This window comes from uncultured Corynebacterium sp., assembly GCF_945649885.1.
Classification (GTDB): Bacteria; Actinomycetota; Actinomycetes; order Mycobacteriales; family Mycobacteriaceae; genus Corynebacterium.
The window spans coordinates 1-25,527 of record NZ_CALZFS010000029.1; the positions used below are offsets into that span (position 1 = coordinate 1).

Sequence of the window (25,527 nt, forward strand, 5' to 3'; positions counted from 1 at the left end):
CAGAAAAGCCACCATCCAAGCAGTACCTGCCATGGATATCACCGCCACCGTGTCAAACTGTACGAAAATCGACACCACCCCGGCGAGGATAACGCCTGCCGCTCCAATCAACAGATGCTGAGCAGCTGCCTTGTGCCCAACAATCCAGGCCTTCTTAGACTTCATCAAATCATGAGTTCTAATACCCAACCAGAAGTTCGGCTGCAGTGTTTCCTTCTTTGCTGACACCGCCATCCGCCCAATCAGCAAACCAGCAAACCAGCAAACCAGCAATGATCAGGGTGATTCCAGTGATCAGGTGATACGGAGTCAGGTGCAACGCCCCCAGCGGTAGCCAAAATAAATACTGACGTATCAATTAAATCAGCACCTGGGAAGAAAATCTGCGGCTTCTAAGATATTCCCACTCGCATCTTCACCTGATTCCCCTGAGCCCCCCCCCCTGATCCCCCGAGATCCGTCTTCAGGGCCCGGTAGAGACACGCAGGAGCATCCCAGCTGAATGCCTGTTCTGCACTGAACTCCCCTCTCCCCGACTTGCAAGCACCCTGTCTATGCCAGTGTGCCGACACAACAACGAACGCTTCAGGTTCTGGCCAGAGAATATCTGGGGGAGCATCTTGGCTTGCTCCAGGTGGTTCCTATGGTGGCCAGTCCATTCACCTTCCTGGGTTAGGAAGCAGAAAACCAGGAAGCCTCCCGCTTAATGCGAGAGGCTTCCTGGTTGGAAAATACAGGCGAAGAATTACTTGTTGTCTTCTTCTTGCTGCTTGATGTTTGCTTCCTGGAGCGCAGCCAGGGTTGCAATTTCTTCCGCGTGGTTGGCATGGGCGATGGCCTGTGCCTTCTGTGCAACGTCGGCCGGATCCGGACCGAAGAAGCCACCACGGGTTTCAAGTTCAGCATATCCGAGCTCGTTCATCTGCTTCGGAACTGCAGCGCCTGCGTAAGGCAGTGGAACTGGGTGTCCATGCTCGTCGACTGGGCCGAGTGGCTGGTGAACCTCGATGAAGGCACCGTTTGGCATCTGCTTGATGACACCGGTCTCGATGCCGTGTTCCAGGACCTCGCGGTCGGAACGCTGCAGGCCGAGACACAGACGGTAGGTGATGAAGTATGCGATGGCTGGGAATACGATCAGACCGATACGACCGATCCAGGTCATTGCATTCAGTGAGATATCGAACTGGTAAGCCCAAATATCGTTACCACCGGAGATTGTCAGCAGGATGTAGAACACCATCGCCATGACACCGAGGGAGGTGCGGACTGGAACGTCGCGTGGACGCTGCAGCAGGTTGTGGTGTGCCTTGTCGCCAGACAGCTTGGCCTCAATGAATGGATAAGCAAATAGAAGGACAACCAGGATGCCCAGCATGATGGCAACCCAGAACACAGACGGAATGGTGTAGTTACCGAAGTAGAGCTCCCACGCCGGCATGACACGGGCGGCACCATCTGTCCACAGCATGTAAATATCCGGCTGGGAACCAGCGGAAACCTGCGATGGGTTGTAGGGGCCAATGTTCCAAATTCCGTTAATGGTGGTGACACCAGCAAGCAAGGACAGGAAGCCAAGGGTGATCGCACCGAATGCAACGGACTTCACAGCGAAGACCGGCATGATTCGGATACCTACAACATTGTTCTCAGTGCGTCCCGCACCTGGGAACTGGGTGTGCTTCTGGTACCAGACAAGTGCCAGGTGAGCCGCAACCAGTCCGAGGATGATGCCCGGGATGATCAGAACGTGTGCGATGTAGAAACGGTCAAGCATGATCTCAGATGGGAAGTCTCCACCGAAGACCATCCAGTGCATCCAGGTACCGATGATCGGCAGACCCACGATGATCGCGGACATGATTCGGAGACCAACACCGGAGAGCAGGTCGTCCGGGAGGGAGTAACCCATGAAACCTTCGGCGATGCCGAGGATCAGGAGAACACAGCCGATGATCCAGTTTGCTTCACGTGGACGTCGGAACGCACCGGTGAAGAAGATACGCATCATGTGAACCATCATGGAGACCATGAACATCAGCGCAGCCCAGTGGTGCATCTGGCGAACGAACAGGCCACCACGAACCTCGAAGGAGATATCAAGGGCGGTCACGTATGCGCGGGACATCTCCACACCGTTAAGTGGCAGATAGGCACCGTCATAAATGACCTTGGTGATTGAAGGATCGAAGAACAGGGTGAGGTAGACGCCGGTCAGGATCAGGACGATGAAGCTGTAAAGAGCGATCTCGCCGAGAAGGAATGACCAGTGGGTTGGGAAAACCTTGTTGATCTGGCGGCGGATTCCACCGGCCATGGTGTAACGGGAATCAAGATTATTTCCCATTGTTGCTGCTGCTTTACTCATGACTTACGCTCCCAGAATGCCGGACCGAGTGGCTCGATGAAGTTGCCGTCGGCGACGAGGTAACCCTCTTCGTCAACAGTGATCGGCAGCTGTGGCAGTGCACGTGCGGCTGGGCCGAAGACGGGCTTGCCGTACTGCAGTGCGTCGAACTGCGACTGGTGGCACGGGCACAGGATTCGGTTGGTCTGAGCCTCGTAGAGGGAGGTCGGGCAACCAATGTGCGTGCAGATCTTGGAGTATGCGTAGTAATCGCCGTAGTGGAAGGACTCCTGGCCTTCGCGCTCGATGACCTTTTCCGCGTCAGAAGTACGCAGACGGATCAGCATCACTGCGTTACGAGGTCCGTGGACCGCGTGCATGTGGTTGGTGTAAACGTCGCGCTGTGGATCGTAGCGATCACCATCGTTGACGTCCTCTGCTGGCAGAGGGAACACGGTTTCCATGGAGGCAGCTGCGAGATCCTCTGGACGCATGCGGACCAGGCGGGAAACACCAGTGGTGGTCCAGTGCTGGCCGGATTCGCCGGTGTGGGACTCGGCGATAGCTCCGGTGTCGCGACCGAGGTAGAGCTTGATGCCGTTTTCCTGCAGGGTCCATCCGGAGGTCCACAGGGTGCCGTCACCCATAACGCTCATGGGGCCTTCATTTGGCTTCCATGGGTTCTTGATCATGCCACCCATTGGAGCAACGATGGTCAGACCCGCCAGAACAGCACCGCCGCCGAGGAGGCCCTGGAGGACCTTACGACGACCGAGGGTGGAGGTCTGCCAGGAGTCGTTCAGCAGTGCAACGATGGTACGACGGTCAACTTCCTCAGAAGGACCATCGTGGCGACGCTGTACTGCGATCTCCTCAGGAATGAACTTCTTGACGTAGAGAACGCCGGCGATACCAAGGGCAATGATGCACAGACCGGAAGTGATGCCGAGCATCGGGGTGTAGAGGGTGTACCACATGAGGCCCTCGTCACCGTGGCCCTTGTACTCCCATGGCCAGAAGATATAAGTAGCCAGGAAACCGAGACCACCGATGATCCCGAGTGCTGCCCAGATTCCTACTGCGCGCGCTGCACGCTTTTCTGCAGGATCGTTGGGAACGGGGAAACGTTCCTTGCGGTAAGCAATGGTGACGTCATCCAGTTCAGTGCCCAGACGAGCAAGCTCGTCGTTGCTCATCGCGTTGAGCTCCTGCTTGGTGTACTGCTTATTCGTGTTGTTACTCATGAACGCGATCCAATCCACATAGCGGCAGCAATGAGAACCATGATGCCGAAGCCCCACATGAACAGGCCTTCAGAAACTGGGCCGAGACCACCGAGAGAGTAACCGCCAGGGCTTGGGGTTTCCTTGGATGCCTTGATGAAGGCAATGATGTCCTTCTTCTCGTCTGCAGAGAGCTGACGATCGGAGAACTTCGGCATGTTCTGAGGACCGGTCAGCATTGCCTGGTAAATCTCCTGCTCATTGGCAGGGTCCAGAACCGGAGCGTACTTACCGGAAGAAAGTGCTCCACCGCGACCGGTGAAGTTGTGGCAGGATGCGCAGTTCAGACGGAACAGGTCGCCGCCGCGGGAAACATCCAGCGGGTCGATCTGGCCGTCGAAGTTGGAGCCGCGAAGCTCTTCCATTGCGACGGTGCCGTCCTCGTTGTAAACGAGTCCCGGTCCACCGCCGTTGGCTGCGATGTAAGCAGAGATAGCAAGGGTCTGTGCCTCGGTGTATCGAGGGGTCTTGCGTGAAGCCTGTGCTTCGTTACGGAGCATAGGCATACGGCCGGAGTGAACCTGGAAGTACACTGCGCCCTCGCCAACACCAATGAGTGAAGGACCGCGGTCCTCAACACCCTGGAGGTTGATGCCGTGGCAGGTGATGCAGGCTACGTCGTAGAGGTCCTTGCCCTCTGCGATCATTGCCTGATCGTCACGCTGAGCGGTGGCGATCTGTGCGTCTGGAGTGATCGCGGTTGCGAGGATTCCAGCACCGCTCAAGCCGATGGTGAGTGCCATCGCGCCAGCGACAGTGCGCCGTACTTTACGGCGATTCTTGACCTTCTTTGCCGAGGTTTGAGCCTTGCTGGCTCCCTCGGAGGTCTGCGGATTGGTTTCCATCATTTCCCTTTGAATCTCGACTCTGGAAGTGAAGGGCTTTGGATCATCGTGGGTGAGAGGGGTTCCCCTCACCCTGTGATGACCCTGCGGCCTACTGAATGAAATAGATCGTGATGAAGAGGCCGATCCAGACAACGTCAACGAAGTGCCAGTAGTAGGACACAACCATCGCTGCGCTAGCCTGGGCCGGTGTGAACTTCGCCTTCTGGATCCTCATCAGAACGACCACGAATGCAATGACACCCGCGATAACGTGAGCGGCGTGGAAGCCGGTCGTGATGTAGAACGCGGATCCATAAACACTGCTCTGAATGGTCAATCCATGACTGACCAGGGTGATGTACTCATATGCCTGCCCAATCACGAAGGTTGTACCAAGAATGATCGTGATCAAGAACCACTTGCGGAGACCGTAAACGTCACCCCTTTCAGCCGCAAAAACTCCGAACTGACATGTAACGGAAGATGAGACCAGAATGATCGTGATTCCCAGTGCATAAGGCACATTGAGGTAATCAGTCTGCTCAGCCCAAGATCCGTTTGCCAATCCATTCGCCCGGGACACGAAGTACATCGCGAAAAGTCCGGCGAAGAACATTAATTCCTGAGACAGGAACACAATGGTGCCGACACTGACCATATTGGGACGGTTCAGTGCCGCAACACGTTGTGGTGCTGCCATACCTGTATTTCCAACTGCGCTCGTCACGCTATCTAGTATGGCCGGTCGAAAAGACAAAGTCACTTCATGCCCCCCGTTTCAATTAAAAGTTTGAACCCCACTTTTTCGGTATTTTTCAGCCTCCCCCCGCAAAAGATTTTTCAGATGTCCGGGAACTAAACAAGGCAATCAAACGACTAATACATAATCGCAGGTCACTAGCTTTCTTAAAGCTTCTCGCCTGTGGCATATTGGGACTTTCTAACTGAAAGTTGGTTCCCAGTCCCCTCTTCCACAGATTTTCCAGCAAATCCCCTGAGAGACAAGTCACATGCCCAAATCGTGACTTCCGGACGGCTCTGCAACTTTCGGATGACCCCCGATGACCTGCATTTTCGCAGCTTAACAGGCCAGTACTGCTGTACGAACGCACAGGCAACCCCCACCTCACCCCAATCCACAGCTTCTGGGAACTATCCGCGACAGCCTCCTCCATTCGATATTCTCAAGCTTGACGCTCACCGGAAATTGCCAGAATCTCAAGAGATTGCCGCATGAGCCCAGACCCCAAAAACAAATCCCAGGTCTGCTTCCCACCCATTAGAGAAGCAGATGGAGATGCACACCCCTCCCCCACTCCCATCCCCATTGCATCAAGACAGGGATCTGACTTTGCCACAAAAAAGACCTCGGGTCTGGAATGTTAAACATTCCAGACCCGAGGTCTAGTTAAAAGCTATCTAGTTGTCTTAGTGCTTTTCGCGTGGGACACCGTACTGCAGGTTGAGCTTTGAAACGGTGAAAATCAGAAGGAGGGCGCCAATTGCGATCATCCAGTAGTGGAAGAAGATGATTCCCAAACCAAGGAAGCCGACGGCACCTGACATTGCTGCAGGCCAGATGGAACCTGGGGAGAAGAAGCCGAGAGTTCCAGCCTTATCCTGAACTTCAGCCTCTTCCCAATCCTCTGGAAGAACGTCGGCACGACGCTCAGTGAGGTGAAGGTAAACACCGAGCATCAGGGTCAGACCAGCCGAGAGGGTGAATGCTGTAGCACCAACCCACTCCACGCCAGGGACGGATCCCTTGTCATCGACATGCATGGTGGACAGGATGTAAATGACCGACATTGCCACTAGGAACACGGTCAGGCTGTACATGATCTTTGATGAAGACTTCATTTTTTCGCTCTTCCTCTCTTATGCGTTCGCCTGGAAGTTCTGGCCGTCGCGGGTAGCGGTGCGGTCAGAGACGAACGGGGCGGTGGAGGTAGCGTAAGGAGCTTCGCCGATGTGCTCGAGAGCTTCAGCGTTGGATGCCTCCGGGTTGGCGTCGCGGAAGTCGATGTACTCAGCGAAGGAATCGCGATCAACTGCGCGGAGCTCAAAGTTCATCATTGCGTGGTAAGTGCCGCACATCTCAGCACAACGACCAACGAATGCTCCCTCTTCGAAGATCTCTTCAATCTGGAAGACACGCTGAGACTTGTTGGCCTCAGGGTGAGCGTAGGCATCACGCTTGAAGAGGAACTCCGGAACCCAGAAGGAGTGGGCAACGTCTGCAGATGCGAGGTTGAACTCGATTGCAGTGTTGGTTGGGACAACCAGAACTGGAACTTCATCGGTGGTGCCGAGGGTCTCAATCTGGTTGAAGTGCAGGTAGGAGACGTCTGACTTGGAGTTACCGTGAATCGGGTTGTTGCCGGCTGGGTCCTGCTTGGAAGCCTCGGCGTGAGCCTGGCGATCTTCATCAACACCGGTGTAAGCCTGGCCATCAGGTCCCAGGTCAGCGGAGATGTCGGAGTAACCGAACTTCCAGTTCCACTGATAGGCGGTTACGTCGACGGTAACCTCTGGGTCCTTGTCCAGTGCGGTGACCTTGTCCTGGGTCTGAACGGTGAAGAAGAACAGGACCATGACGATGAAGATCGGCACGATGGTCAGAATGAGTTCCAATGGAACGTTGTACTGGAGCTGCTTAGGGAACTCGCCCTCGCCGCGCTTCTCCGCCTTCTTTGCATTCCAGGAGAATACACCGACGAGCATGAGTGCCCACATGATGATGCCGATGATCCAGGCAGCAACCCAGACCCATGCCCAGAAGTTGCCCATGGAAACGGCCTCAGGCGTAATGCCATCTGGCCATCCCATGCGGAGAAAATAACCGAATGTGCCACCTGGTGCGGCCACATCGCAGCCCGCCATGGCGAGGCCGCCTAAGCCCAAGACGCCGCCGAGCAGGGCCTTGCGCTTTAAACCACGCTTGTTTTGCTGTTCCACGTGTGTTCTGCCTTCCTGTCCACACAAAAACTAGAGACCTTACGGTCATTTCTATCTACGCAGAATAGCCTATTTGCCTGCCGTTTCCATATCTACGGATTCACAGTTCAGCACACTTGGAAACGCTCTGGACCGACACCAAAAGACCTTCAGCTGCAAGGACACCAAGGTTTTTCCAAGCTATGGACAGAATCCCCCCACCCAGCCAGTTACCCAGGTCACACGCCATCAATCTTTTGGTTGCCCTTGAAATCCGCCTGCCATCACCCCCACCTCCCCCATCGGACAGGGGAACCTCCAGCTCAATTAGCCTGCGGAGATCACGCTCAGCGGGTGGAAAATGCCCGTTTTGGCATCTTTAAAGCACTGAAATTCATCAAACACACTCACATCGCTCCCGAATCAGCGTCAGAGCGGAGGCATAAACGTTTTAACCTATTTCGGCGAGCCAGTTTCGCGCGACCGCGCCCACGCCCGTATCGTATTAGGGGTTGATCACCATGCACCCCGGCCACTGTCCTGCTTTCGCTGACACGTCCTATATATAAGGTGCGAAATCTCTTTCAGGAGGACATTTACCCATGTGCGGCCTTCTAGGCATTTTAACTGCTAACGGGAATGCAGCTGATTTCGTGCCCGCGCTCGAACGGGCTCTTCCCTGCATGCGCCACCGCGGCCCCGATGATGCAGGCACCTGGCATGATGTTGATGCTGCATTCGGATTCAACCGCCTGTCTATCATTGACATCGCCCATTCTCATCAGCCACTTCGTTGGGGCCCGGCAGATGAGCCGGACCGCTATGCAATGACGTTCAATGGCGAAATCTACAACTACATCGAGCTGCGCAAGGAGCTGGCAGACCTCGGCTACACTTTTAACACCGAGGGCGATGGTGAACCCATCGTTGCTGGTTTCCACCACTGGGGCGCTGACGTCGTCGAGCATCTCCGCGGCATGTTCGGCATTGCTATCTGGGACACGAAGGAGAGGACCCTCTTCCTCGCGCGTGATCAGTTCGGCATCAAACCACTCTTCTATGCCACCACTGCGGTAGGAACTGTGTTCTCCTCCGAGAAGAAGACCATCCTGGAGATGGCTCCCGAGATGGGTCTAGATCTCAGCCTTGATCAGCGCGCCATTGAGCACTATGTGGATCTGCAGTATGTCCCTGAGCCGGAAAGCCTTCACAAGGGGATCCGCAGGTTGGAGTCTGGTTGCACTGCGACCATCACCGCCGGTGGCAAACTGGTTCAGAAGCGCTACTTCAAACCACGCTTCCCCGTGACCTCCGTTCCCAAGGGTTCCGAGCAACAGCTCTTTGACAAGATCGCTCGTGCGCTTGAAGATTCTGTGGAAAAACACATGCGCGCTGATGTCACCGTGGGTTCCTTCCTCTCCGGCGGTATTGACTCCACGGCGATTGCAGCTCTGGCAAAGCGTCACAACCCTGATCTGTTGACCTTCACCACAGGCTTTGAACGTGAGGGCTACTCAGAGGTTGATGTCGCTGCTGAGTCTGCGGAGGCACTCGGCGTTGAACACATCGTCAAGATCGTCTCACCTGAGGAATACGCCAACGCGATTCCTAAAATCATGTGGTACCTGGATGATCCAGTAGCAGACCCCTCCCTGGTCCCCCTCTACTTCGTCGCTGCAGAAGCCCGTAAGCACGTCAAGGTGGTACTGTCCGGCGAAGGCGCTGATGAGCTCTTTGGTGGTTACACCATCTACAAGGAACCGCTGTCGCTTGCTCCCTTCGAGAAGATCCCTGCTCCCCTGCGCCGTGGCCTCGGTCGCTTGAGCAGGGTTCTGCCGGATGGCGTGAAGGGTAAATCCCTGCTGGAGCGTGGCTCCATGACCATGGAAGAACGCTATTACGGCAACGCCCGCTCCTTCAACTTTGAGCAGATGCAACGTGTCATCCCATGGGCACGTCGTGAATGGGACCACCGTGAGGTCACTGCCCCGATCTATGCACAGTCCCGCGATATGGATCCAGTTGCACGCATGCAGCACCTTGATCTCTTCACCTGGATGCGCGGTGACATCCTGGTCAAGGCTGACAAGATCAACATGGCCAACTCTCTGGAACTGCGTGTGCCCTTCCTGGACAAGGAAGTGTTCAAGATCGCGGAAACCATTCCGCATGATCTCAAACTTGCCAATGGCACCACCAAGTACGCGCTGCGCAAGGCGATGGAGCAGATTGTTCCACCGCATGTTCTGCACCGAAAGAAGCTTGGTTTCCCGGTTCCGATGCGTCACTGGCTCGCCGGTGATGAACTTTTCGGTTGGGCTCAGGACACCATCAATGAGTCACAGACCGATGAGATCTTCAATAAGAAGGCTGTCTTGGAGATGCTCAACGAGCACCGGGCCGGTGTGACGGATCATTCCCGTCGTCTGTGGACGGTCCTGGCGTTCATGGTCTGGCATGGAATCTTTGTGGAAAACCGCATTGATCCCCAGATTGAGGATCGCGACTACCCAGTCGAGCTCTAAAAGCTGCAGAAAATAGCACTGCTCCCCCAACCCTGAGGTTTTCAAGAACCACAGAGGTTAGGGGAGCAGTTTTTTCATTACCCTCAACCAGACGGCAAAGGCTGCCTTCTGGGGATGAACTTATTTAGTTGAAGGAGTCGCCACAGGCGCAGGAGGAACCAGCATTGGGGTTATCGATTGTGAAACCCTGTGATTCGATGGTGTCAGCAAAATCGATCTGTGCACCGAGCAGGTAAGGGACACTCATCTTGTCCACCACCAGGCGAACACCGCCGACGGTATCTTCCTTGTCACCATCCAGTGCGCGGTCATCAAAGTAAAGCTGGTAACGCAGTCCTGAGCAGCCACCTGGCTGAACGGCGATGCGCAGGGCAAGGTCATCGCGACCTTCTTGGTCAATGAGTGCCTTGGCCTTCGCAGCAGCCGAGTCGCTCATGACAACGCCGGTGTTTGTAGATGGAGCGGTCATCGCTTTAATCTCCTTAAACTTTTCGGCCCGTTTATTGGCCCGTACATCTTAGTTGGCATGCAGTCTACTCTCCTGACCTCAGCAGCATTCCCAACAGTGCTAGGAAAGGTGTCAGCCACTGTGCGGTCATGGAAGATATTCTGCCTCTCAGAGTACTCACCAAAACCTGATGCGTAAATGAGAGTTTATCCGTATTTATTTATGTCTTTGTCTGGAGCTCTGCCATCATCGGGGTGCGCTGCAGATTTTACAGGATCCCAGCGGCCCTTCAGATGTGTTCCTTAAAAGATCAGGAAGACAGGTCCTTGTCATCTTCCAACAGCGCATTGGACACCCCTATTCCCGAATCCACATCAATTCCTTGTAGCCTGATGTGTGTGAAACTTCCGTGGGATAAAAAGAAGCAGTCAAAAGACTCTGAGAGCGAGGCCTCAGGTGCCTCCGTAGCCAAGCAGTCCGAGCACCTGTCCGGGGCTACTGATGCCAGTCAGGATCAGAGGCTACCCCGGGGTTATACGCCTCCCAAGGGGCGTCCCACCCCTAAGCGCAAGGACGTTGAGCTGGAGCGCGGTATCGTCGGCCGTCAGTCCATGGCTCCGTCTGATACCTATGGTCAGGCTCGTCAAAAGCGCAAAGAGATGAAAGCCTCCATGTCCAAGGAGGAGTACAAGGCCTACAAGCAGCGTGAGCGTGATGAGCGGATGAAGCGCCAGCGTGAGAACCAGGCTGCCATGGACCGGGGTGAGGAATCCTTCCTTCTGGCCCGTGACCGCGGCGACGTACGCCGTTATGCCCGCGACTGGGTGGATGCACGTCGTTTTGTCTCCAACTTCGTCATGCCGGTGGCACTTGCGCTGCTGGTGATCATGCTGGTGGGCAACTTCTTCCCGGAGTTCGCGGCTACGGCCTCCATGTTTGCCATGCTGCTGATGCTGGTGTTCCTGATTGAAGGCATCAATGTCGGCCGTCGTGTGAACAAGGCGGTACGTGCCAAGTTCCCAGAGACCACTGAGACCGGTTTCGGACTAGGTTACTACGCCTACTCCCGCACGGTTCAGCCACGTAAATGGCGCACTCCGCGCCCCCGTGTTGAGCTGGGCGCAGACGTCTAAACCGTACGCACTGTGTGCTTTGTGAGGGGCCAGGTCCGTGGAAATATCTTCCCGAGGACCTGGCCCTGTTGCGTATCTGGCTACGATGCCCGACGAGTTGGGGCACGGGAGGACCTGGAGGTCGGCATGTTGAATCAAACATCTCACCGGTTTCTGCCACTAGAGTTGAAAACGTTTTGACCGGTACCCCGGTCACAGTCATGCATCCATGTTGAGGAGTTGGTGATGGTTCCAGCAGAACTATTCGCGCGTGTGGAATTTCCTGATCAGAAAATCCGGAGTCAGGCCGAGGACTACCACCGCATATTGGCCAAGCCGGCTGGTTCTCTGGCACGGCTGGAGGACATCGGGTGTTTCATCGCAGCCTGTCAGGGACAGGTACCTCCCAAACGCATTGAGCGCCCACGGGTGGTGGTTTTTGCCGGCGATCATGGCATTGCCTCCAGAGGTGTATCCCCCTACCCACAGTCAGTGAGCATCCAGCAGGCTGCCAACATGATCGATGGTGGCGCAAGCATCAACGTCCTTGCCCGTGCTGGTGGGGCCTCGGTGCGGGTGGCAGATATCTCCCTGGATCATGATGCCTGGGGTGAGGAACGGGTATCACGCTCCTGTGGATCCATCGACGTTGAAGATGCCATGACTGAAGAGCAGGTGCTGCGTGCCTTTGAGATCGGCAAGCGCATTGCTGATCAGGAGGTTGATTCCGGGGCAGATATCCTGATTCCCGGTGATCTCGGAATCGCCAACACCACATCGGCGGCCGCACTGATCGGTGCCTTCACCCTCGCTGAGCCCGTAGTGGTGGTCGGACGTGGTTCCGGCATTGATGACGAAGGCTGGAAGCGGAAGGTCACCGCCATCCGCGATGCCATGTTTCGTGTACGGACCCTTCGTCAGGATCCCATTGCCATTGCACAGAAGATCTCTTCTCCCGATATTGCTGCCATGGCTGCCTTCATCGCGCAGGCTGCAGTGCGCCGCACCCCGGTGATCCTCGATGGTGTTGTGGTTACTGCGGCAGCACTACTGGCCAACAAACTGGCTCCGGGGGCTCGTCGTTGGTTCATTGCAGGACACCGCTCCACTGAACCTGCCCACACGATCGCCCTGGATGCACTCGGACTGAAGCCGCTCCTGGATTATGGGATGTGGTTGGGTGAGGGCACCGGTGCAGCCACCGCGCTTCCGCTGGTGAAGATGAGTGTGGACATCATGTTGGACATGAACACCCTGGTAGCGGCAAATATTGATGACCGGCTTGATGCCGCAGGTGGCGGTGTCGGTGATGTCGCAGACGACGCTCCGATCCCGATTCCACAGGAGGCAGGCGAACAGCACACCACTGCGCCTGTCTCTGCTACTGCCACGGTGCCAGAGGAAGCAGCACCACCTGTGTCTCCTGCCCCCGGTGGCGATCACCCCGCTTAGAGATCAAGCGAAAACATCCCGCCTACCCCCCACCGGAGTCTGAACACGACTCCTGCAATCCCAGGGGATATTGAGGTTCTACACCTGGTCGCGTGGGACAACCCGCATGGTGTCGATATTGACGTGGTTGGGCAGCCCAGCCACCCAGCGGACGGTCTCTGCAATATCCTCAGCAGTCAGGTTCAATACATCCTGGTAGACAGATCTGGCACGTTCGGTGTCTCCGCCGAAGCGCACCAGGGAGAACTCCTCAGTGTCCACACGTCCCGGGGAGATCTCAGTGACACGGAGCGGCTGATCATGTGTTTCCAGACGCAGTACCCGGCTCATAGCTGTCACACCATGCTTGGCGGCGTTATAGCCTGCTCCCCCGGCGTACGGAGTATGGCCTGCGACGGAACCGATATTGATGATTAAACCGTCACGCTTTGACAGGGTGTCCATGAACGCACGGGTCACACGGAGGGTACCCAGCACATTGGTCTCATACATCCACTGCCAGTCCTCCAGATCCGCATCGCGGATGCTATCCATACCCTTGGCGCCGCCGGCGTTGTTCACCAACAGGTCAATCGCACCGATATCGGCAACCAGTTTCGCGACGGATGCATCCGAGGTCACATCCAATTCATGGGCGATGCCATCGATTTCCTGAGCCAAGGACTCCAAACGGTCCATACGTCGGGCAGCAACCACCACCTTCCATCCATCTGCAGCCAGTGCACGTGCACTGGCTGCACCGATTCCGCTTGAACCTCCGGTGACGAGGGCAACTTTCTGGTCCTGTGAGTGAATTAAATCTGTCATGTGCCCAATAATGCCACGTCGGATGAATGTGGGGTTGGTTTTCTTGCAGAGTTTCCCGGGGTCTGTAGTACTCAAGCAGACAAAGGAAAACCCGCACAGAGGAAGGTTGAAAACCTTCTCATTCCATGCGGGGTGTCGCCTCTTTCCAGGGAGAAAGAACCTACTTCACCAGGGTATAAAGCCAGTCGTGGATATCCTCGACCTTGCCCTGTTGGATTCCGGTGAGGGTTTCACGCAGCTTGAGAGTTACCTCGCCGGCTTCGTTGTTGTTCACCGTGAACTCACCACGGTTGGACTTCACGGTGCCCACCGGAGTGATCACTGCAGCAGTGCCACAGGCGAAGGCTTCAGCCATGGCACCAGATGTAGCATCGTCTTCCCACTCGGTGGTGCTGATGCGGCGCTCCTCAACCTCATAGCCAAGGTCGCGGGCAACCTGCAGCAGCGAGTCACGGGTGATTCCCGGGAGCAGTGAGCCAGAAAGTTCCGGGGTGACCAGTCGGGTCTTCTCACCATCGCGGTAGATGAACCCTAAGTTCATGCCACCCATTTCCTCGATGTAACGGTGTTCAATGGCATCCAGCCAGACCACCTGGTCACAGCCCTTGTCCTGTGCCTGAGCCTGAGCCAACAGGGATGCTGCGTAGTTTCCTGCGAACTTGGCGGCACCGGTTCCACCTGGGGAGGCACGGACGTAGTCCTCGCTCAACCAGACTGAAACCGGCTTGATGCCACCGGAGAAGTAGGCGGCAACAGGAGAGGCGATCACGATGAACTTGTAGGCGTTGGCCGGACTGACACCCAGGGAGACCTCGGTGGAGATCATGAAGGGACGCAGGTAGAGGGAGGCTTCGCCGCCTGCTTCTGGAACCCAGTCCTGATCAATGTCAACGAGCAGTTCAAGAGACTTGAGAAAATCATCTACCGGAAGCTCCGGCATGGCCATGCGGGCCGCGGATTTCTGCAGGCGCTTGGCGTTTTCCTCCGGCCGGAAGGTCTTGATGGACCCATCCTCATGGCGGTAGGCCTTGATGCCTTCAAAAATGGCCTGCCCGTAGTGGAATACTGTGGTCGCTGGATCCATCGGAATCGGAGCATAAGGGACTACCTGGGCGTTCTGCCAGCCATCTTCCTCGGTCCAGTCGATGGTCACCATGTGGTCGGTGAAGAACTTACCAAACTGCGGGGCTGCAAGGATGTCCTTCAAACGATCGGGTGACGTCGGGTTTTCGGTACGGGTCACAGTGAACTCAATAGACGTCATGGTATTTAAGTTACACCTGTACAGGGCCTCCTTCAGCAGATGGGTTCAACATCTGCGCCCATTCATTGGTTACCCACCGGGCTTTCCGTCTCATCAGCCGGGATTGTGGCTAGGCTTGATAGGTACGAAACAGTAGCCGCATGACACTCATGGGGCTTCCCGCTTCACTTCGAGAGGATTTGTACATTAATGGCAAAGAACGCCGTCAGCACCGCAGCACCCGCCAAGGTTTCCAAGGATGCCTCCATCCCGGTTCGTGGCCGTGTTGCTGACCTCAAACTGGATAAGAAGCTTCCCAAGAACGTTGACGCAGTCATCGTTGCTGTCTTCACTGAAGATGATTCCCTTCAGCTTGCAGGAGGCGATCAGCTCAACACCATCTTCAATGACAAACAGCAGGCCAGCATCCTGAAGCAGCTGGAAGCTGTCGGTGCCAAGGGCAAGATCAACGAGGTCACCCGCATCCCCGGCATCGAGGATGTCGCCCCGGTGATCGCCGTGGGCCTGGGCAAGGCAGATGAGCTTGACGACGAAAAACTCCGCCGTGCCACCGGCACCGTCGCCCGCTCCCTCAGCGGTGTGGAAAACATTGCCACCACCGTGGGTGAGCTCGGACTCGAAGCAGCTGTCACCGGATTCGGACTGGGTTCCTATTCCTACAAGGGTCTGCGCAAGGCATCGGACGAGGATGCAGAGGACACTGCTGATAAACCTCTGACCATTCACTTCATCGGTGGTGACAAGGATGAATTCGTTGCATCCCAGATCATTGTGGAATCAGTCATCCTGGCCCGCGACCTGGTCAACACCCCTTCATCACATCTCTACCCGGAATCTTATGCTGTCATCGCAGCCAATGAGGCTGGCAAGTACGGTCTGAAGACCGAGATTCTGGATGACGAGCAGCTGGCTGAGGACGGTTTCGGTGGTATCCTCGCCGTCGGCAACGGCTCTTCCCGCAAGCCACGTCTGCTCCGTCTGACCTGGAAGCACCGCAAGGCCTCCAAGCATGTTGCACTGGTGGGCAAGGGCGTCACCTTCGACACCGGCGGCATCTCCCTCAAGCCGGGTGCCAGCATGGAAAACATGATCTCGGACATGGGTGGTTCCGCAGCAGTGATTGCCACCATCATCGCCGCTGCCCGCCTGAACCTGAAGATCAATGTCACCGCCACCATTCCGATGGCGGAGAACATGCCTTCCGGTGATGCATTCCGCCCAGGCGATGTGATCACCCATTACGGTGGCATCACCTCTGAAATCCTCAACACAGATGCTGAGGGTCGTCTCATCCTGGCTGATGCGATGGCACTGGCTTCTGAGGACAAGCCTGACTACCTCATCGACGCTGCTACCCTGACCGGTGCTCAGCTGGTTGCTCTTGGTATCCGCACCTCCGGTGTCATGGGCACCGATGAGTTCCGTGATTCCGTGGCTGCCACTGGCCGTTCCGTGGGTGAGCAGGCATGGGCCATGCCCATGCCGGAGGAATTGGATGAGGAGGTCAAGTCTCAGGTTGCTGATCTGCGCAACGTGACCAATTCTCGCTTTGCCGGAATGTCCGCTGCTGGTCGTTACCTCCAGGAGTTTGTGGGCGAGGGTATTGAATGGGCTCACGTTGATATCGCGGGCCCTGCGTTCAACACCGCTGCTCCTTTTGGCTACACCCCGAAGCGTGCAACCGGTCAGCCGGTTCGTACCTTTATTCAGGTTCTCAGCGATCTGGCTGAGAACCAGTAGAACTGGTTAGACCCCGGGATGCTCGCCGCGCTCAAATTTAGCGCGGCGAGCTTTTTGCTCTTCACGCTTGCGGAGGATCCGTTCGTACTCAATTCTTTCACGCATCCTTTGGGGGTAACCGGTTTCCTCCACGTCATAAATCGGGATGCCTAGTTTCTTGATGATCACATCGATTCCCTTGGGCCCCCCGATACGTCTGCGCACAAAAGTACCGGTCTCATCCACAAGGACAACCGACATTTCATTGACCAGCGTTTCCGGCTCAATAAATCCTTCGACGAATGGCCGACCTCGGACCCATTCTTGTAGAAAGGACAGGTCCTCAGGACGCACTGTTTCCCCGGGGCCGCGGGCGGGTCGGAGGTTGGAACGGGTCTTTTTCCGGCCGAATAAATTGAACACATCTTCAATTGTAGGGGGCAACCTGTTGGCCTCAAATGACCCGAAGTCCACACTTAGGTGACCAAGTCGGTATTCTCTTGGTTATTAGTTTCCAATTAACGACATGACTTGCGAGGAGTCTTAAATAATGGCGTTCTCCGTAGAGATGCCCGAGCTGGGCGAATCAGTAACCGAAGGCACTATCACCCAATGGCTGAAGGCTGTAGGCGACACCGTCGAGGTCGACGAGCCGCTGCTCGAGGTATCCACTGACAAGGTCGACACCGAGATCCCATCCCCGGTCGCCGGCACCATCGTGGAAATCCTTGCTGAGGAAGACGATACCGTCGACGTCGGAGCAGTCATCGCCCGCATCGGCGACGGCAACGCCGCACCAGCCCAGGAAGAGCCAAAGGCTGAGCCAAAGAAGGAAGAAGCACCTAAGAAGGAAGCTCCCAAGGAAGAGGCTCCAGCCAAGGAAGAAGCATCTGCAGCTTCCGGTGAAGCCACCGACGTAGAGATGCCCGAGCTGGGCGAATCAGTAACCGAAGGCACTATCACCCAATGGCTGAAGGCTGTAGGCGACACCGTCGAGGTCGACGAGCCGCTGCTCGAGGTATCCACTGACAAGGTCGACACCGAGATCCCATCCCCGGTCGCCGGCACCATCGTGGAAATCCTTGCTGAGGAAGACGATACCGTCGACGTCGGAGCAGTCATCGCCCGCATCGGCGACGGCAACGCCGCACCAGCCCAGGAAGAGCCAAAGGCTGAGCCAAAGAAGGAAGCTCCCAAGGAAGAGGCACCTGCCAAGGCTGAGCCAAAGAAGGAAGAGGCACCTAAGAAGGAAGCCCCGAAGAAGGAGGCACCTGCGGCATCCGCTTCCGGTGACAACGTTCCTTATGTCACCCCATTGGTCCGCAAGCTGGCTGAGAAGCATGATGTTGATCTCAACACCGTGGAGGGCACCGGTATCGGTGGTCGCATCCGTAAGCAGGATGTCCTGGCTGCTGCTTCCGGCGAGTCTGCACCTGCCAAGGCTGATGCAGCACCGAAGTCCGCTGCGTCCACCAAGTCTGTGGATCCGGAGAAGGCCAAGCTGCGTGGCACCACTCAGAAGGTCAACCGTATCCGCGAGATCACGGCGAAGAAGACCGTCGAAGCTCTGCAGATCTCTGCGCAGCTGACCCAGCTGCATGAGGTCGACATGACCCGCGTCGCTGAGCTGCGCAAGAAGAATAAGCCTGCCTTCCAGGAGAAGCATGGCGTCAACCTGACCTACCTGCCATTCTTCGTGAAGGCTGTTGTTGAGGCACTGGTTGATCACCCGAACGTTAACGCGTCCTACAACGCTAAGACCAAGGAAATGACCTACCACGCCTCCGTCAACGTGGCTATCGCCGTGGATACCCCTGCTGGTCTGCTGACCCCGGTCATCCACGATGCACAGGAGCTCTCCATCCCGGAGATCGCCAAGGCAATCGTCGATCTGGCCGACCGCTCACGCAACAACAAGCTGAAGCCACAGGATCTGTCCGGTGGTACCTTCACCATCACCAACATCGGTTCCGAAGGTGCACTTTCTGACACTCCGATCCTGGTTCCACCACAGGCTGGAATCCTGGGCACCGGTGCGATCGTCAAGCGTCCAGTGGTCATCACCGAAGATGGCATCGATTCCATCGCCATCCGTCAGATGGTTGGCCTGCCGCTGACCTACGACCACCAGGTCGTGGACGGTGCAGATGCTGGTCGCTTCATGTCCACCATCAAGGACCGCCTGGAGACCGCTAACTTCGAGGGTGATCTGGGACTCTAAGTCCTTGTTGATCCTGCTGAAGCGGTGATCCGTTGAATCAAATAACCGCTGGCCATCTCGGTCAGCGGTTTTTTGATGTCATGTGACGCGTCAACGATGTAGGGTGGGTTCATCATGACAGCACCACGTGATCCCTTCTTCCCTGCGGACCGATCCATCAGAGCATCGGCCAGTCCCATTGAGATCCAGAACCTCGGGATCATTGACTATCAGAAGGCCTGGGACATCCAGGCAGACATCGCCAGAAGGCGTGCTGCTGATGAGATCAATGATCAGATCTTGGTGCTTGAGCACCCCTCGGTCTATACCGCTGGAAAACGCACCCAGCCGGAGGATCTGCCCACCAATGGTCTCCCGGTGATCAATGTAGATCGGGGTGGCCGCATCACCTGGCACGGGCCGGGCCAGCTGGTGATGTACCCGATCATCAAGCTGGCAGAGCCGATCGATGTGGTTGATTATGTCCGCAGATTAGAAGAGGCCTTGATTCAGGTTGTCCGCCAAGTCGGAATCAGCACAGCGGGACGGGTTGATGGCCGTTCTGGTGTCTGGGTGCCTGCTCATGATGGACAGGCTGATTCCAAGATCGCAGCCCTGGGAATCCGCGTTACCCGTGGTGTGACCATGCATGGTCTGGCGTTGAACTGTAATAACTCCCTGGAGTTTTATGAGCACATCATCGCCTGCGGAATTGATGATGCCGGCCAGACCACATTGGCTCGTGAACTTGGTCGGGATGTTGCCACGGAGGAACTGACCGTGCCACTGCTCACCGCCTTAGATGATGCCCTGGCGGGTCGGCTCATTGTGGCCGATCACAGCTTCGCCGCAGCCCCCGATCCCACAAAAGCTACGCCTAAACGGGGGTAGGTCCGGGAATTATCCTGCTCATCTCATACGTTGGAACTCTTTAAGACCTTCGGTGAACCTGTCACTCAACTCGTATGGGTTTGCTGACCTAAATTAATTATCAATTTTGAAAGATGTAAGGTTGCTTCTGTGACTATCGCACCTGAAGGACGTCGACTACTTCGCGTCGAGGCCAGGAACTCGGAAACCCCGATCGAAACCAAGCCTCGATGGATCAGGAATCAGGTTAAAAACGGACCTGAGTATCAGGACATGAAGGAACGCGTCGCTGGCGCCTCCCTGCACACTGTGTGTCAGGAGGCCGGTTGCCCCAATATTCACGAATGTTGGGAATCCCGCGAAGCTACTTTCCTCATCGGTGGTGCCAACTGCTCTCGCCGCTGTGATTTCTGCATGATCAACTCTGCCAAGCCTGAGCCACTCGATCGCGGTGAGCCACTTCGTGTTGCTGAGTCTGTTCGCGAAATGCGTCTGAATTACTCCACCATCACTGGTGTCACCCGTGATGATCTTCCTGATGAGGGTGCCTGGCTCTATGCCGAGGTTGTCCGCAAGATCCATGAACTCAACCCGAACACCGGTGTTGAGAACCTGGTTCCGGATTTCTCCGGCAAGAAGGACCTTCTCCAGGAGGTTTTCGAATCCCGCCCCGAGGTGTTTGCCCATAACCTAGAAACCGTGCCGCGTATCTTCAAGCGCATCCGTCCGGCGTTCCGTTATGACCGTTCCCTTGATGTCATTCGTCAGGCACGTGACTTTGGTCTTGTCACCAAGTCCAACCTGATTCTCGGCATGGGTGAAACCCGTGAGGAGATCTCCGAGGCTCTGCGAGACCTGCACTCAGCTGGTACTGACATCATCACCATCACCCAGTACCTGCGCCCCGGTCCGCTGTTCCACCCAATCGAGCGTTGGGTCAAGCCGGAGGAGTTCGTGGACCTGTCTGAAGAGGCCACCGAGATCGGTTTCGCCGCGGTCATGTCCGGGCCACTGGTTCGTTCCTCCTACCGTGCCGGAAAGCTCTACTCCCAGGCCCTGAAGTTCCGTGGCGAAGAGCTGCCGGAGAACCTCTCCCACCTGGCTGAGACCTCTGAAGGCCCAACCACCCAGGAAGCCTCCTCACTTCTGGAGCGTTATGGCGCTTCTGCGGATGTTCCAGTGGCTGCCAACAGCTGAACGGACAAGCTACAGTAACTCAAGACATCTACTCTGTCTGCTTTCCCAGTTGAGATCCTCCTCCCCTTTTCCCAGGGGAGGAGGATTTTCTCCTTCTTCACGGTACTTCCTGTGAAGCTCCTACCCCAGGTTTTCACACCCTGCCCACATCAATAGAGCGTAATATGCGTCCTATTTTCGCAAGGCTGAGGCGATCACCTATTGTTAAGGGCATGGCAGACGCGAAGAAGCAGGCGGCTAAGGCCGCCAAGAAAGAAATCTCAGCAGCAAAGAAGGCTAAGCGCAAAGAGACTCGCTCACAGATGTGGCAGGTCTTCAACATGCAGCGCAAGCAAGATAAAGCTCTTATCCCGCTGATGCTGCTGGCAGTCCTCGGCATTCCTCTGGTGTTGTTCCTCCTGGGTATGATCTGGGGCGGACAGTGGTGGATGCTGCCGATCGGCATTGTTGCCGGTGTTGTCGCAGCGATGTTCATCTTCACCCGTCGTGTTGAGCGCGATGTATACAAGCGTGCCTCTGGTCAGGCTGGCGCCGCCGGTTGGGCTGTGGAGAACCTGCGCTCCGGTGTCGGCATGACCTGGCGCACCAAGACTGCGGTTGCAGTGACTACCCAGATGGATGCGGTTCACCGTGTCATCGGTCTGGCTGGTGTGGTTTTGGTTGGTGAGGGCGCTTCCCACCGCCTGAAGCCGCTGATGGCTCAGCAGCGTAAACGTCTGAACCGTCTGGCTCCTGGTGTGCCAGTGTTTGAGATCATCACCGGTGACGGCGAGGGACAGACCCCTATTTCCAAGCTGCAGCGTGAGATGGTCAAGCTTCCCCGCAACTACAAGAAGAATGAGGTTGCTTCCCTGGCTGCACGTATTGAAGCCATGGATCATATCTCTAACTCTCAGGGTGCAGCCCTGCCCAAGGGCCCGCTCCCCAAGGGTGCCAGCATGTCCGGCATGAACCGTCGTGCCCGTCGTCAATCTGAGCGCAAGGGCGAGAAGTAGGTTAACCCACCCGCGTCAGCGCCTTGTTTCACCAAGGGGACGCACTCTCCATATCTGGAGGGTGCGTCCCTTTTTGCACTCCCCCCCCCTGTGAGGTTGAACATGTGCTTAAAGGCGGGAAATAATACCTTTTCCGTGTGATTATTAGCCATGTGAACCTTCTTGTAGAAAATCAGCTGTTGGCATTGGTGTCCATCATGAGCATTGGCCTGCTGCTGGGCCGGATCAAGATTTTTGGTTTCCGGCTGGGAGTGGCCGCGGTGCTCTTTGTGGGCCTGGCGTTTTCCACGATTGAACCTGATATCACTGTCCCGCCGTTAATCTACATTGTGGGTCTGGCGCTGTTTGTGTACACCATCGGGCTGGAGTCAGGACCAGACTTCTTCAAATCTCTGAAGTCAACAGGTCTGCGTAATAATGGGCTGGCTCTGGGCGCGATCGTGTCCACCACTGCCCTGGCGTGGCTGTTGATCAAATTGTTCAATCTGGAACCGGCAACAGGTGCCGGCATGTTGACCGGTGCGCTGACCAATACCCCGGCGATGGCCGCGGTGGTCGATGCCTTACCGTCGCTTATCGACGCCGATTCCGGCGCAGTCCACCATATTCTCGAACTGCCTGTGGTGGCTTATTCCCTCACCTATCCTCTGGGCGTCCTGGTGGTTATCCTGACCATCGCGATCTACGGTGCCATCATGAAGGTTGATCACCAGAAGGAGGCCACAGATGCCGGTGTATGGATACAAGAACTCCACGGGCGCCGCATCCAGGTCACCCGCGATGATCTTCCTGCCATCAGCAACATCCCCGCCCTGTTGGATCTTGATGTGATCGTCTCCCGCGTGGAACGTGGCGGGGATGAGGAACAGTTCATCCCGGAGGAGGGTGATCGCACCAGGTTGGGTGATATTCTCACCGTCGTTGGTTCAGATGATGAGCTGGAGCGTGCAGAAGCACTCATTGGAGAATTCACCACCGGTGACCCCTATGGGGCTGTTGATCTGAACTACCGTCGCATTTTCGTTTCTGACGAATCCATGGTGGGCATTCCCTTGTCCAAGCTGCGCAACAGGTTATCTGGAATGATGATCACACGTATCCGCCGTGGTGATTCTGATCTGATCGCGCACCCTGAGATGGAGCTGCAACTTGGTGATCGGGTCCGAGTTGTCGCCCCTGCAGACCGTATTGACGAAGCTACCCATATCTTTGGTGATTCCTATAAACGGCTCGCTGATTTCAACCTCATCCCCCTGATGGTCGGTCTAGCACTCGGAGTGCTGGTCGGCATGGTGGAGTTCCCACTTCCGGGAGGCAGCGTACTATCACTCGGCAGCGCCGGCGGCCCCCTGCTGGTGGCTCTGGTGTTGGGTGCTCAGAGCCGTACCGGCAAGGTGGTCTGGCAGATCCCCTACAGCGCTAACCTGGCGTTGCGTCAATTGGGCATCACCATGTTCCTCGCGGCGATCGGAACAACAGCAGGTGTTGGTTTCCGCTCTGCCATGGGCGATCCTGAATCACTGCTCATCATCGGGGTGGGTGCGTTATTCACCCTATTCATGTGCCTGACCGTGTTGATTGTCGGACACGCAATCATGGGTATCCCCTTCGGGGAAACAGCGGGCATTCTGGCCGGCACACAGACCCATCCGGCGGTGCTGAGTTATGTATCAGAAACCACCAAAAATGAACTCCCCGCCATGGGCTATACCTCGGTGTATCCACTGGCCATGGTAGCCAAGATTATCGCAGCGCAAAGTCTACTTTTTCTCCTGATCTAGAAGAAAGCTCCTTGGGAAGCAGAAACGGCTGGAGGTTGCCTTCTTAAAGGCAACGTCCCAGCCGTCGACAAGCTCTGTGGGGTTTAGCCGCGGATCACCGCGGTGCCGGTGGCCTTGTCATGGAGGCCACGACCATCAGCGTCCACCATGGCGGCAGGCAGAATACAAATGGTCAGAAGGGGGCGTACCAGGGCACGCCACCAACCGACGCGGTCCTCTGCATCCACGCGAGCAACACCCATTCCCAGCATGGCCTGGCCCGGAGTGCGGGCAAAGAACCAGACACTGAGCCAACCCAACAGCACGAAGATGATGAGGGTCACGGTGGCCTGCCTCGGGAGGAAATCTACGAAACTGGTCAGGACCGTTGCAATAATCAAGGAAATGCCCCAGTCAATACAGACTCCGCCGATGCGGCGTGCCACAGAAATCAGAGCCCCCTGGCCTTCTTCAGGAAGGCCGAGTTTTTCGCCAGGCCAACGTCCTGGTGCATCGGGATCATCAAAGTCCGCAGGAATTTCCGGACCATCAAGCCAGGTTCTACTTGGTTTCGCCATGATCCTTAATCTATCCAACTGCGGGGGAAACGGGAAACGACATGAAGCAAAGTTCAGCTAAAAGCGATACAACTCACCCCCTGCCATCAAGAATGAATCATAATGGGAGGTATGACACGCTGCTGGTGAGCGGGCTCTTCTGAAAAAAGTTTTGATAGATCGACAGATAATGCCGTATGCTTTACTTTGTCGCAAGGACTACATTTGCACTTAGAGTCTAGTCTCAAGGACTTCAAGCCTATTAGCTTGCCCGGCGCGCAAATACCCTATACCCCATGTTCATGAGGAGTTACCGTGGCGTTTAACACCCCGGAAGAAGTAACCAAGTTCATCAAAGACGAAAACGTTGAGTTCGTTGACGTTCGCTTCACCGATCTTCCCGGCACTGAGCAGCACTTCAGCATCCCGGCCTCAACCTTCGATGAGGACGCCATGGAAGAGGGTCTGGCTTTTGATGGCTCCTCCATCCGTGGTTTCACCACCATCGATGAATCCGACATGAACCTGCTACCGGATCTGGCCACCGCCAAGATTGATCCTTTCCGCAAGGCCAAGACTTTGAACATCAAGTTCTTTGTCCACGATCCCTTCACCCGTGAGGCCTTCTCCCGTGACCCACGTAATGTGGCTCGCAAGGCGGAGCAATACCTGGCGTCCACCGGTATCGCTGATACCTGTAACTTCGGCGCGGAAGCGGAATTCTACCTCTTTGACTCCGTGCGTTACTCCACCGATGCCAACGCCGCTTTCTACCATGTTGATACCAATGAGGGTTGGTGGAACCGGGGCCGTGAGACCAACTTGGATGGCACTCCCAACACCGGCTCCAAGAACCGCATGAAGGGTGGCTACTTCCCGGTGGCCCCATATGACCAGACCGTGGATATCCGCGATGAGATGGTCCACAACTTGCAGGATGCCGGTTTCCACCTGGAACGTTTCCACCATGAGGTCGGAGGTGGACAGCAGGAGATCAACTACCGTTTCAACACCTTGCTGCATGCAGCTGACGATATCCAGACCTTCAAGTACATCATCAAGAACACCGCCACCCTGCACGGCAAGGCAGCCACCTTCATGCCCAAGCCATTGGCAGGTGACAATGGTTCCGGCATGCATGCCCACCAGTCACTCTGGAAGGACGGCAAGCCACTCTTCCACGATGAGTCCGGCTACGCAGGCCTGTCTGATATTGCCCGCTACTAC

The 25,527-nt window shown here is 56.1% G+C and carries 21 protein-coding genes and 1 pseudogene; 10 read left to right on the plus strand and 12 right to left on the minus strand.

Annotated features, from left to right (window positions below; genetic code table 11):
* From Q0M74_RS04795 to Q0M74_RS04825, 7 genes are all read right to left on the minus strand, one after another.
* Positions 1 to 228 (minus strand): SdpI family protein (locus tag Q0M74_RS04795; RefSeq protein ID WP_293951991.1); only part of this gene is annotated, 228 nt, incomplete at its 3' end.
* Between the two features lie 517 nt (positions 229 to 745).
* Entirely contained in the window at positions 746 to 2,368 is a 1,623-nt protein-coding gene (locus Q0M74_RS04800; RefSeq protein ID WP_293951994.1) for a cytochrome bc complex cytochrome b subunit, read from the minus strand.
* Complete coding sequence (locus Q0M74_RS04805; RefSeq protein WP_293951997.1) at positions 2,365 to 3,591, minus strand: ubiquinol-cytochrome c reductase iron-sulfur subunit; 1,227 nt, start codon at positions 3,589 to 3,591, stop codon at positions 2,365 to 2,367. Before Q0M74_RS04805 ends, Q0M74_RS04800 begins: the two co-directional genes overlap by 4 nt.
* Positions 3,588 to 4,478: a c-type cytochrome gene (locus tag Q0M74_RS04810; protein ID WP_293952000.1), complete on the minus strand. Its 891-nt coding sequence runs from the start codon at positions 4,476 to 4,478 to the stop codon at positions 3,588 to 3,590. The genes Q0M74_RS04805 and Q0M74_RS04810 overlap by 4 nt, the downstream gene beginning before the upstream one ends.
* Before the next feature lie 88 nt (positions 4,479 to 4,566).
* Entirely contained in the window at positions 4,567 to 5,184 is a 618-nt protein-coding gene (locus Q0M74_RS04815; protein ID WP_293952002.1) for a heme-copper oxidase subunit III, read from the minus strand.
* Between the two features lie 701 nt (positions 5,185 to 5,885).
* The gene (locus Q0M74_RS04820; protein WP_293952003.1) at positions 5,886 to 6,317 is read right to left on the minus strand and encodes a cytochrome c oxidase subunit 4; all 432 of its coding nucleotides are present in this window, start codon (positions 6,315 to 6,317) and stop codon (positions 5,886 to 5,888) included.
* A gap of 18 nt (positions 6,318 to 6,335) precedes the next feature.
* A complete protein-coding gene (locus Q0M74_RS04825; protein WP_293952006.1) occupies positions 6,336 to 7,415 on the minus strand; it encodes a cytochrome c oxidase subunit II in 1,080 nt (359 codons plus the stop codon).
* Between the two features lie 581 nt (positions 7,416 to 7,996).
* On the opposite strand from Q0M74_RS04825, the gene asnB reads away from it, so the two are divergent.
* Positions 7,997 to 9,919 (plus strand): asparagine synthase (glutamine-hydrolyzing), encoded by a 1,923-nt coding sequence (gene asnB, locus Q0M74_RS04830; protein ID WP_293952009.1) that lies wholly within the window; start codon positions 7,997 to 7,999, stop codon positions 9,917 to 9,919.
* Positions 9,920 to 10,043: 124 nt separating this feature from the next.
* Here asnB and Q0M74_RS04835 read toward each other — a convergent pair whose 3' ends face one another.
* Positions 10,044 to 10,388: an iron-sulfur cluster assembly accessory protein gene (locus tag Q0M74_RS04835; protein WP_293952011.1), complete on the minus strand. Its 345-nt coding sequence runs from the start codon at positions 10,386 to 10,388 to the stop codon at positions 10,044 to 10,046.
* Between the two features lie 371 nt (positions 10,389 to 10,759).
* Between Q0M74_RS04835 and Q0M74_RS04840 the strand changes: the two genes are divergently transcribed.
* Both Q0M74_RS04840 and cobT read left to right on the plus strand, forming a co-directional pair.
* Positions 10,760 to 11,500: a DUF3043 domain-containing protein gene (locus tag Q0M74_RS04840; RefSeq protein ID WP_293952041.1), complete on the plus strand. Its 741-nt coding sequence runs from the start codon at positions 10,760 to 10,762 to the stop codon at positions 11,498 to 11,500.
* Positions 11,501 to 11,725: 225 nt separating this feature from the next.
* Positions 11,726 to 12,772 (plus strand): annotated as a pseudogene (cobT, locus tag Q0M74_RS04845) (nicotinate-nucleotide--dimethylbenzimidazole phosphoribosyltransferase); the annotation flags it as partial.
* 237 nt (positions 12,773 to 13,009) lie between these two features.
* On the opposite strand, the gene Q0M74_RS04850 reads toward cobT, so the two are convergent.
* Together Q0M74_RS04850 and Q0M74_RS04855 are read right to left on the minus strand one after the other, a co-directional pair.
* Entirely contained in the window at positions 13,010 to 13,738 is a 729-nt protein-coding gene (locus tag Q0M74_RS04850; protein WP_293952013.1) for an SDR family NAD(P)-dependent oxidoreductase, read from the minus strand.
* Positions 13,739 to 13,898: 160 nt separating this feature from the next.
* Positions 13,899 to 15,002: a branched-chain amino acid aminotransferase gene (locus tag Q0M74_RS04855; protein ID WP_293952015.1), complete on the minus strand. Its 1,104-nt coding sequence runs from the start codon at positions 15,000 to 15,002 to the stop codon at positions 13,899 to 13,901.
* 189 nt (positions 15,003 to 15,191) lie between these two features.
* On the opposite strand from Q0M74_RS04855, the gene Q0M74_RS04860 reads away from it, so the two are divergent.
* Positions 15,192 to 16,742 (plus strand): leucyl aminopeptidase, encoded by a 1,551-nt coding sequence (locus Q0M74_RS04860; RefSeq protein ID WP_293952017.1) that lies wholly within the window; start codon positions 15,192 to 15,194, stop codon positions 16,740 to 16,742.
* A 6-nt stretch (positions 16,743 to 16,748) separates the two neighbouring features.
* Here Q0M74_RS04860 and Q0M74_RS04865 read toward each other — a convergent pair whose 3' ends face one another.
* Entirely contained in the window at positions 16,749 to 17,144 is a 396-nt protein-coding gene (locus Q0M74_RS04865; RefSeq protein WP_293952020.1) for an oxidoreductase, read from the minus strand.
* 127 nt (positions 17,145 to 17,271) lie between these two features.
* Here Q0M74_RS04865 and sucB point away from each other — a divergent pair, with 127 nt between their 5' ends.
* From sucB to Q0M74_RS04890, 5 genes are all read left to right on the plus strand, one after another.
* Positions 17,272 to 18,942 carry a 2-oxoglutarate dehydrogenase, E2 component, dihydrolipoamide succinyltransferase gene (gene sucB, locus Q0M74_RS04870; protein ID WP_293952022.1) on the plus strand — a complete coding sequence of 557 codons (1,671 nt, stop codon included), beginning with the start codon at positions 17,272 to 17,274 and terminating at the stop codon, positions 18,940 to 18,942.
* 114 nt (positions 18,943 to 19,056) lie between these two features.
* Entirely contained in the window at positions 19,057 to 19,812 is a 756-nt protein-coding gene (gene lipB / locus Q0M74_RS04875; RefSeq protein WP_293952024.1) for a lipoyl(octanoyl) transferase LipB, read from the plus strand.
* A gap of 129 nt (positions 19,813 to 19,941) precedes the next feature.
* Entirely contained in the window at positions 19,942 to 20,988 is a 1,047-nt protein-coding gene (lipA, locus tag Q0M74_RS04880; RefSeq protein WP_293952027.1) for a lipoyl synthase, read from the plus strand.
* Between the two features lie 212 nt (positions 20,989 to 21,200).
* Positions 21,201 to 21,983, plus strand: coding sequence for a DUF4191 domain-containing protein (locus tag Q0M74_RS04885; protein WP_293952030.1), 783 nt, complete (start codon positions 21,201 to 21,203; stop codon positions 21,981 to 21,983).
* Between the two features lie 152 nt (positions 21,984 to 22,135).
* Entirely contained in the window at positions 22,136 to 23,764 is a 1,629-nt protein-coding gene (locus Q0M74_RS04890) for an aspartate:alanine exchanger family transporter (protein WP_293952033.1), read from the plus strand.
* 83 nt (positions 23,765 to 23,847) lie between these two features.
* Here Q0M74_RS04890 and Q0M74_RS04895 read toward each other — a convergent pair whose 3' ends face one another.
* On the minus strand, positions 23,848 to 24,321 hold the full coding sequence (locus Q0M74_RS04895; RefSeq protein ID WP_293952036.1) for an RDD family protein: 474 nt from the start codon (positions 24,319 to 24,321) through the stop codon (positions 23,848 to 23,850).
* 294 nt (positions 24,322 to 24,615) lie between these two features.
* Here Q0M74_RS04895 and Q0M74_RS04900 point away from each other — a divergent pair.
* A partial coding sequence (locus Q0M74_RS04900; RefSeq protein WP_293952038.1) for a glutamine synthetase beta-grasp domain-containing protein occupies positions 24,616 to 25,527 on the plus strand: 912 nt, incomplete at its 3' end.

What these genes read in the sequence shown, in the direction of transcription:
- Q0M74_RS04810 (WP_293952000.1), bottom strand. Translation starts at nt 4,478, where the DNA reads ATGATGGAAACCAATCCGCAGACCTCCGAGGGAGCCAGCAAGGCTCAA.
- lipB (WP_293952024.1), top strand. Translation starts at nt 19,057, where the DNA reads ATGACAGCACCACGTGATCCCTTCTTCCCTGCGGACCGATCCATCAGA.
- sucB (WP_293952022.1), top strand. Translation starts at nt 17,272, where the DNA reads ATGGCGTTCTCCGTAGAGATGCCCGAGCTGGGCGAATCAGTAACCGAA.
- Q0M74_RS04840 (WP_293952041.1), top strand. Translation starts at nt 10,760, where the DNA reads ATGTGTGTGAAACTTCCGTGGGATAAAAAGAAGCAGTCAAAAGACTCT.
- Q0M74_RS04835 (WP_293952011.1), bottom strand. Translation starts at nt 10,388, where the DNA reads ATGACCGCTCCATCTACAAACACCGGCGTTGTCATGAGCGACTCGGCT.
- Q0M74_RS04850 (WP_293952013.1), bottom strand. Translation starts at nt 13,738, where the DNA reads ATGACAGATTTAATTCACTCACAGGACCAGAAAGTTGCCCTCGTCACC.
- Q0M74_RS04855 (WP_293952015.1), bottom strand. Translation starts at nt 15,002, where the DNA reads ATGACGTCTATTGAGTTCACTGTGACCCGTACCGAAAACCCGACGTCA.
- asnB (WP_293952009.1), top strand. Translation starts at nt 7,997, where the DNA reads ATGTGCGGCCTTCTAGGCATTTTAACTGCTAACGGGAATGCAGCTGAT.
- Q0M74_RS04885 (WP_293952030.1), top strand. Translation starts at nt 21,201, where the DNA reads ATGGCAGACGCGAAGAAGCAGGCGGCTAAGGCCGCCAAGAAAGAAATC.
- Q0M74_RS04800 (WP_293951994.1), bottom strand. Translation starts at nt 2,368, where the DNA reads ATGAGTAAAGCAGCAGCAACAATGGGAAATAATCTTGATTCCCGTTAC.
- Q0M74_RS04820 (WP_293952003.1), bottom strand. Translation starts at nt 6,317, where the DNA reads ATGAAGTCTTCATCAAAGATCATGTACAGCCTGACCGTGTTCCTAGTG.
- Q0M74_RS04895 (WP_293952036.1), bottom strand. Translation starts at nt 24,321, where the DNA reads ATGGCGAAACCAAGTAGAACCTGGCTTGATGGTCCGGAAATTCCTGCG.
- Q0M74_RS04860 (WP_293952017.1), top strand. Translation starts at nt 15,192, where the DNA reads ATGGCAAAGAACGCCGTCAGCACCGCAGCACCCGCCAAGGTTTCCAAG.
- Q0M74_RS04805 (WP_293951997.1), bottom strand. Translation starts at nt 3,591, where the DNA reads ATGAGTAACAACACGAATAAGCAGTACACCAAGCAGGAGCTCAACGCG.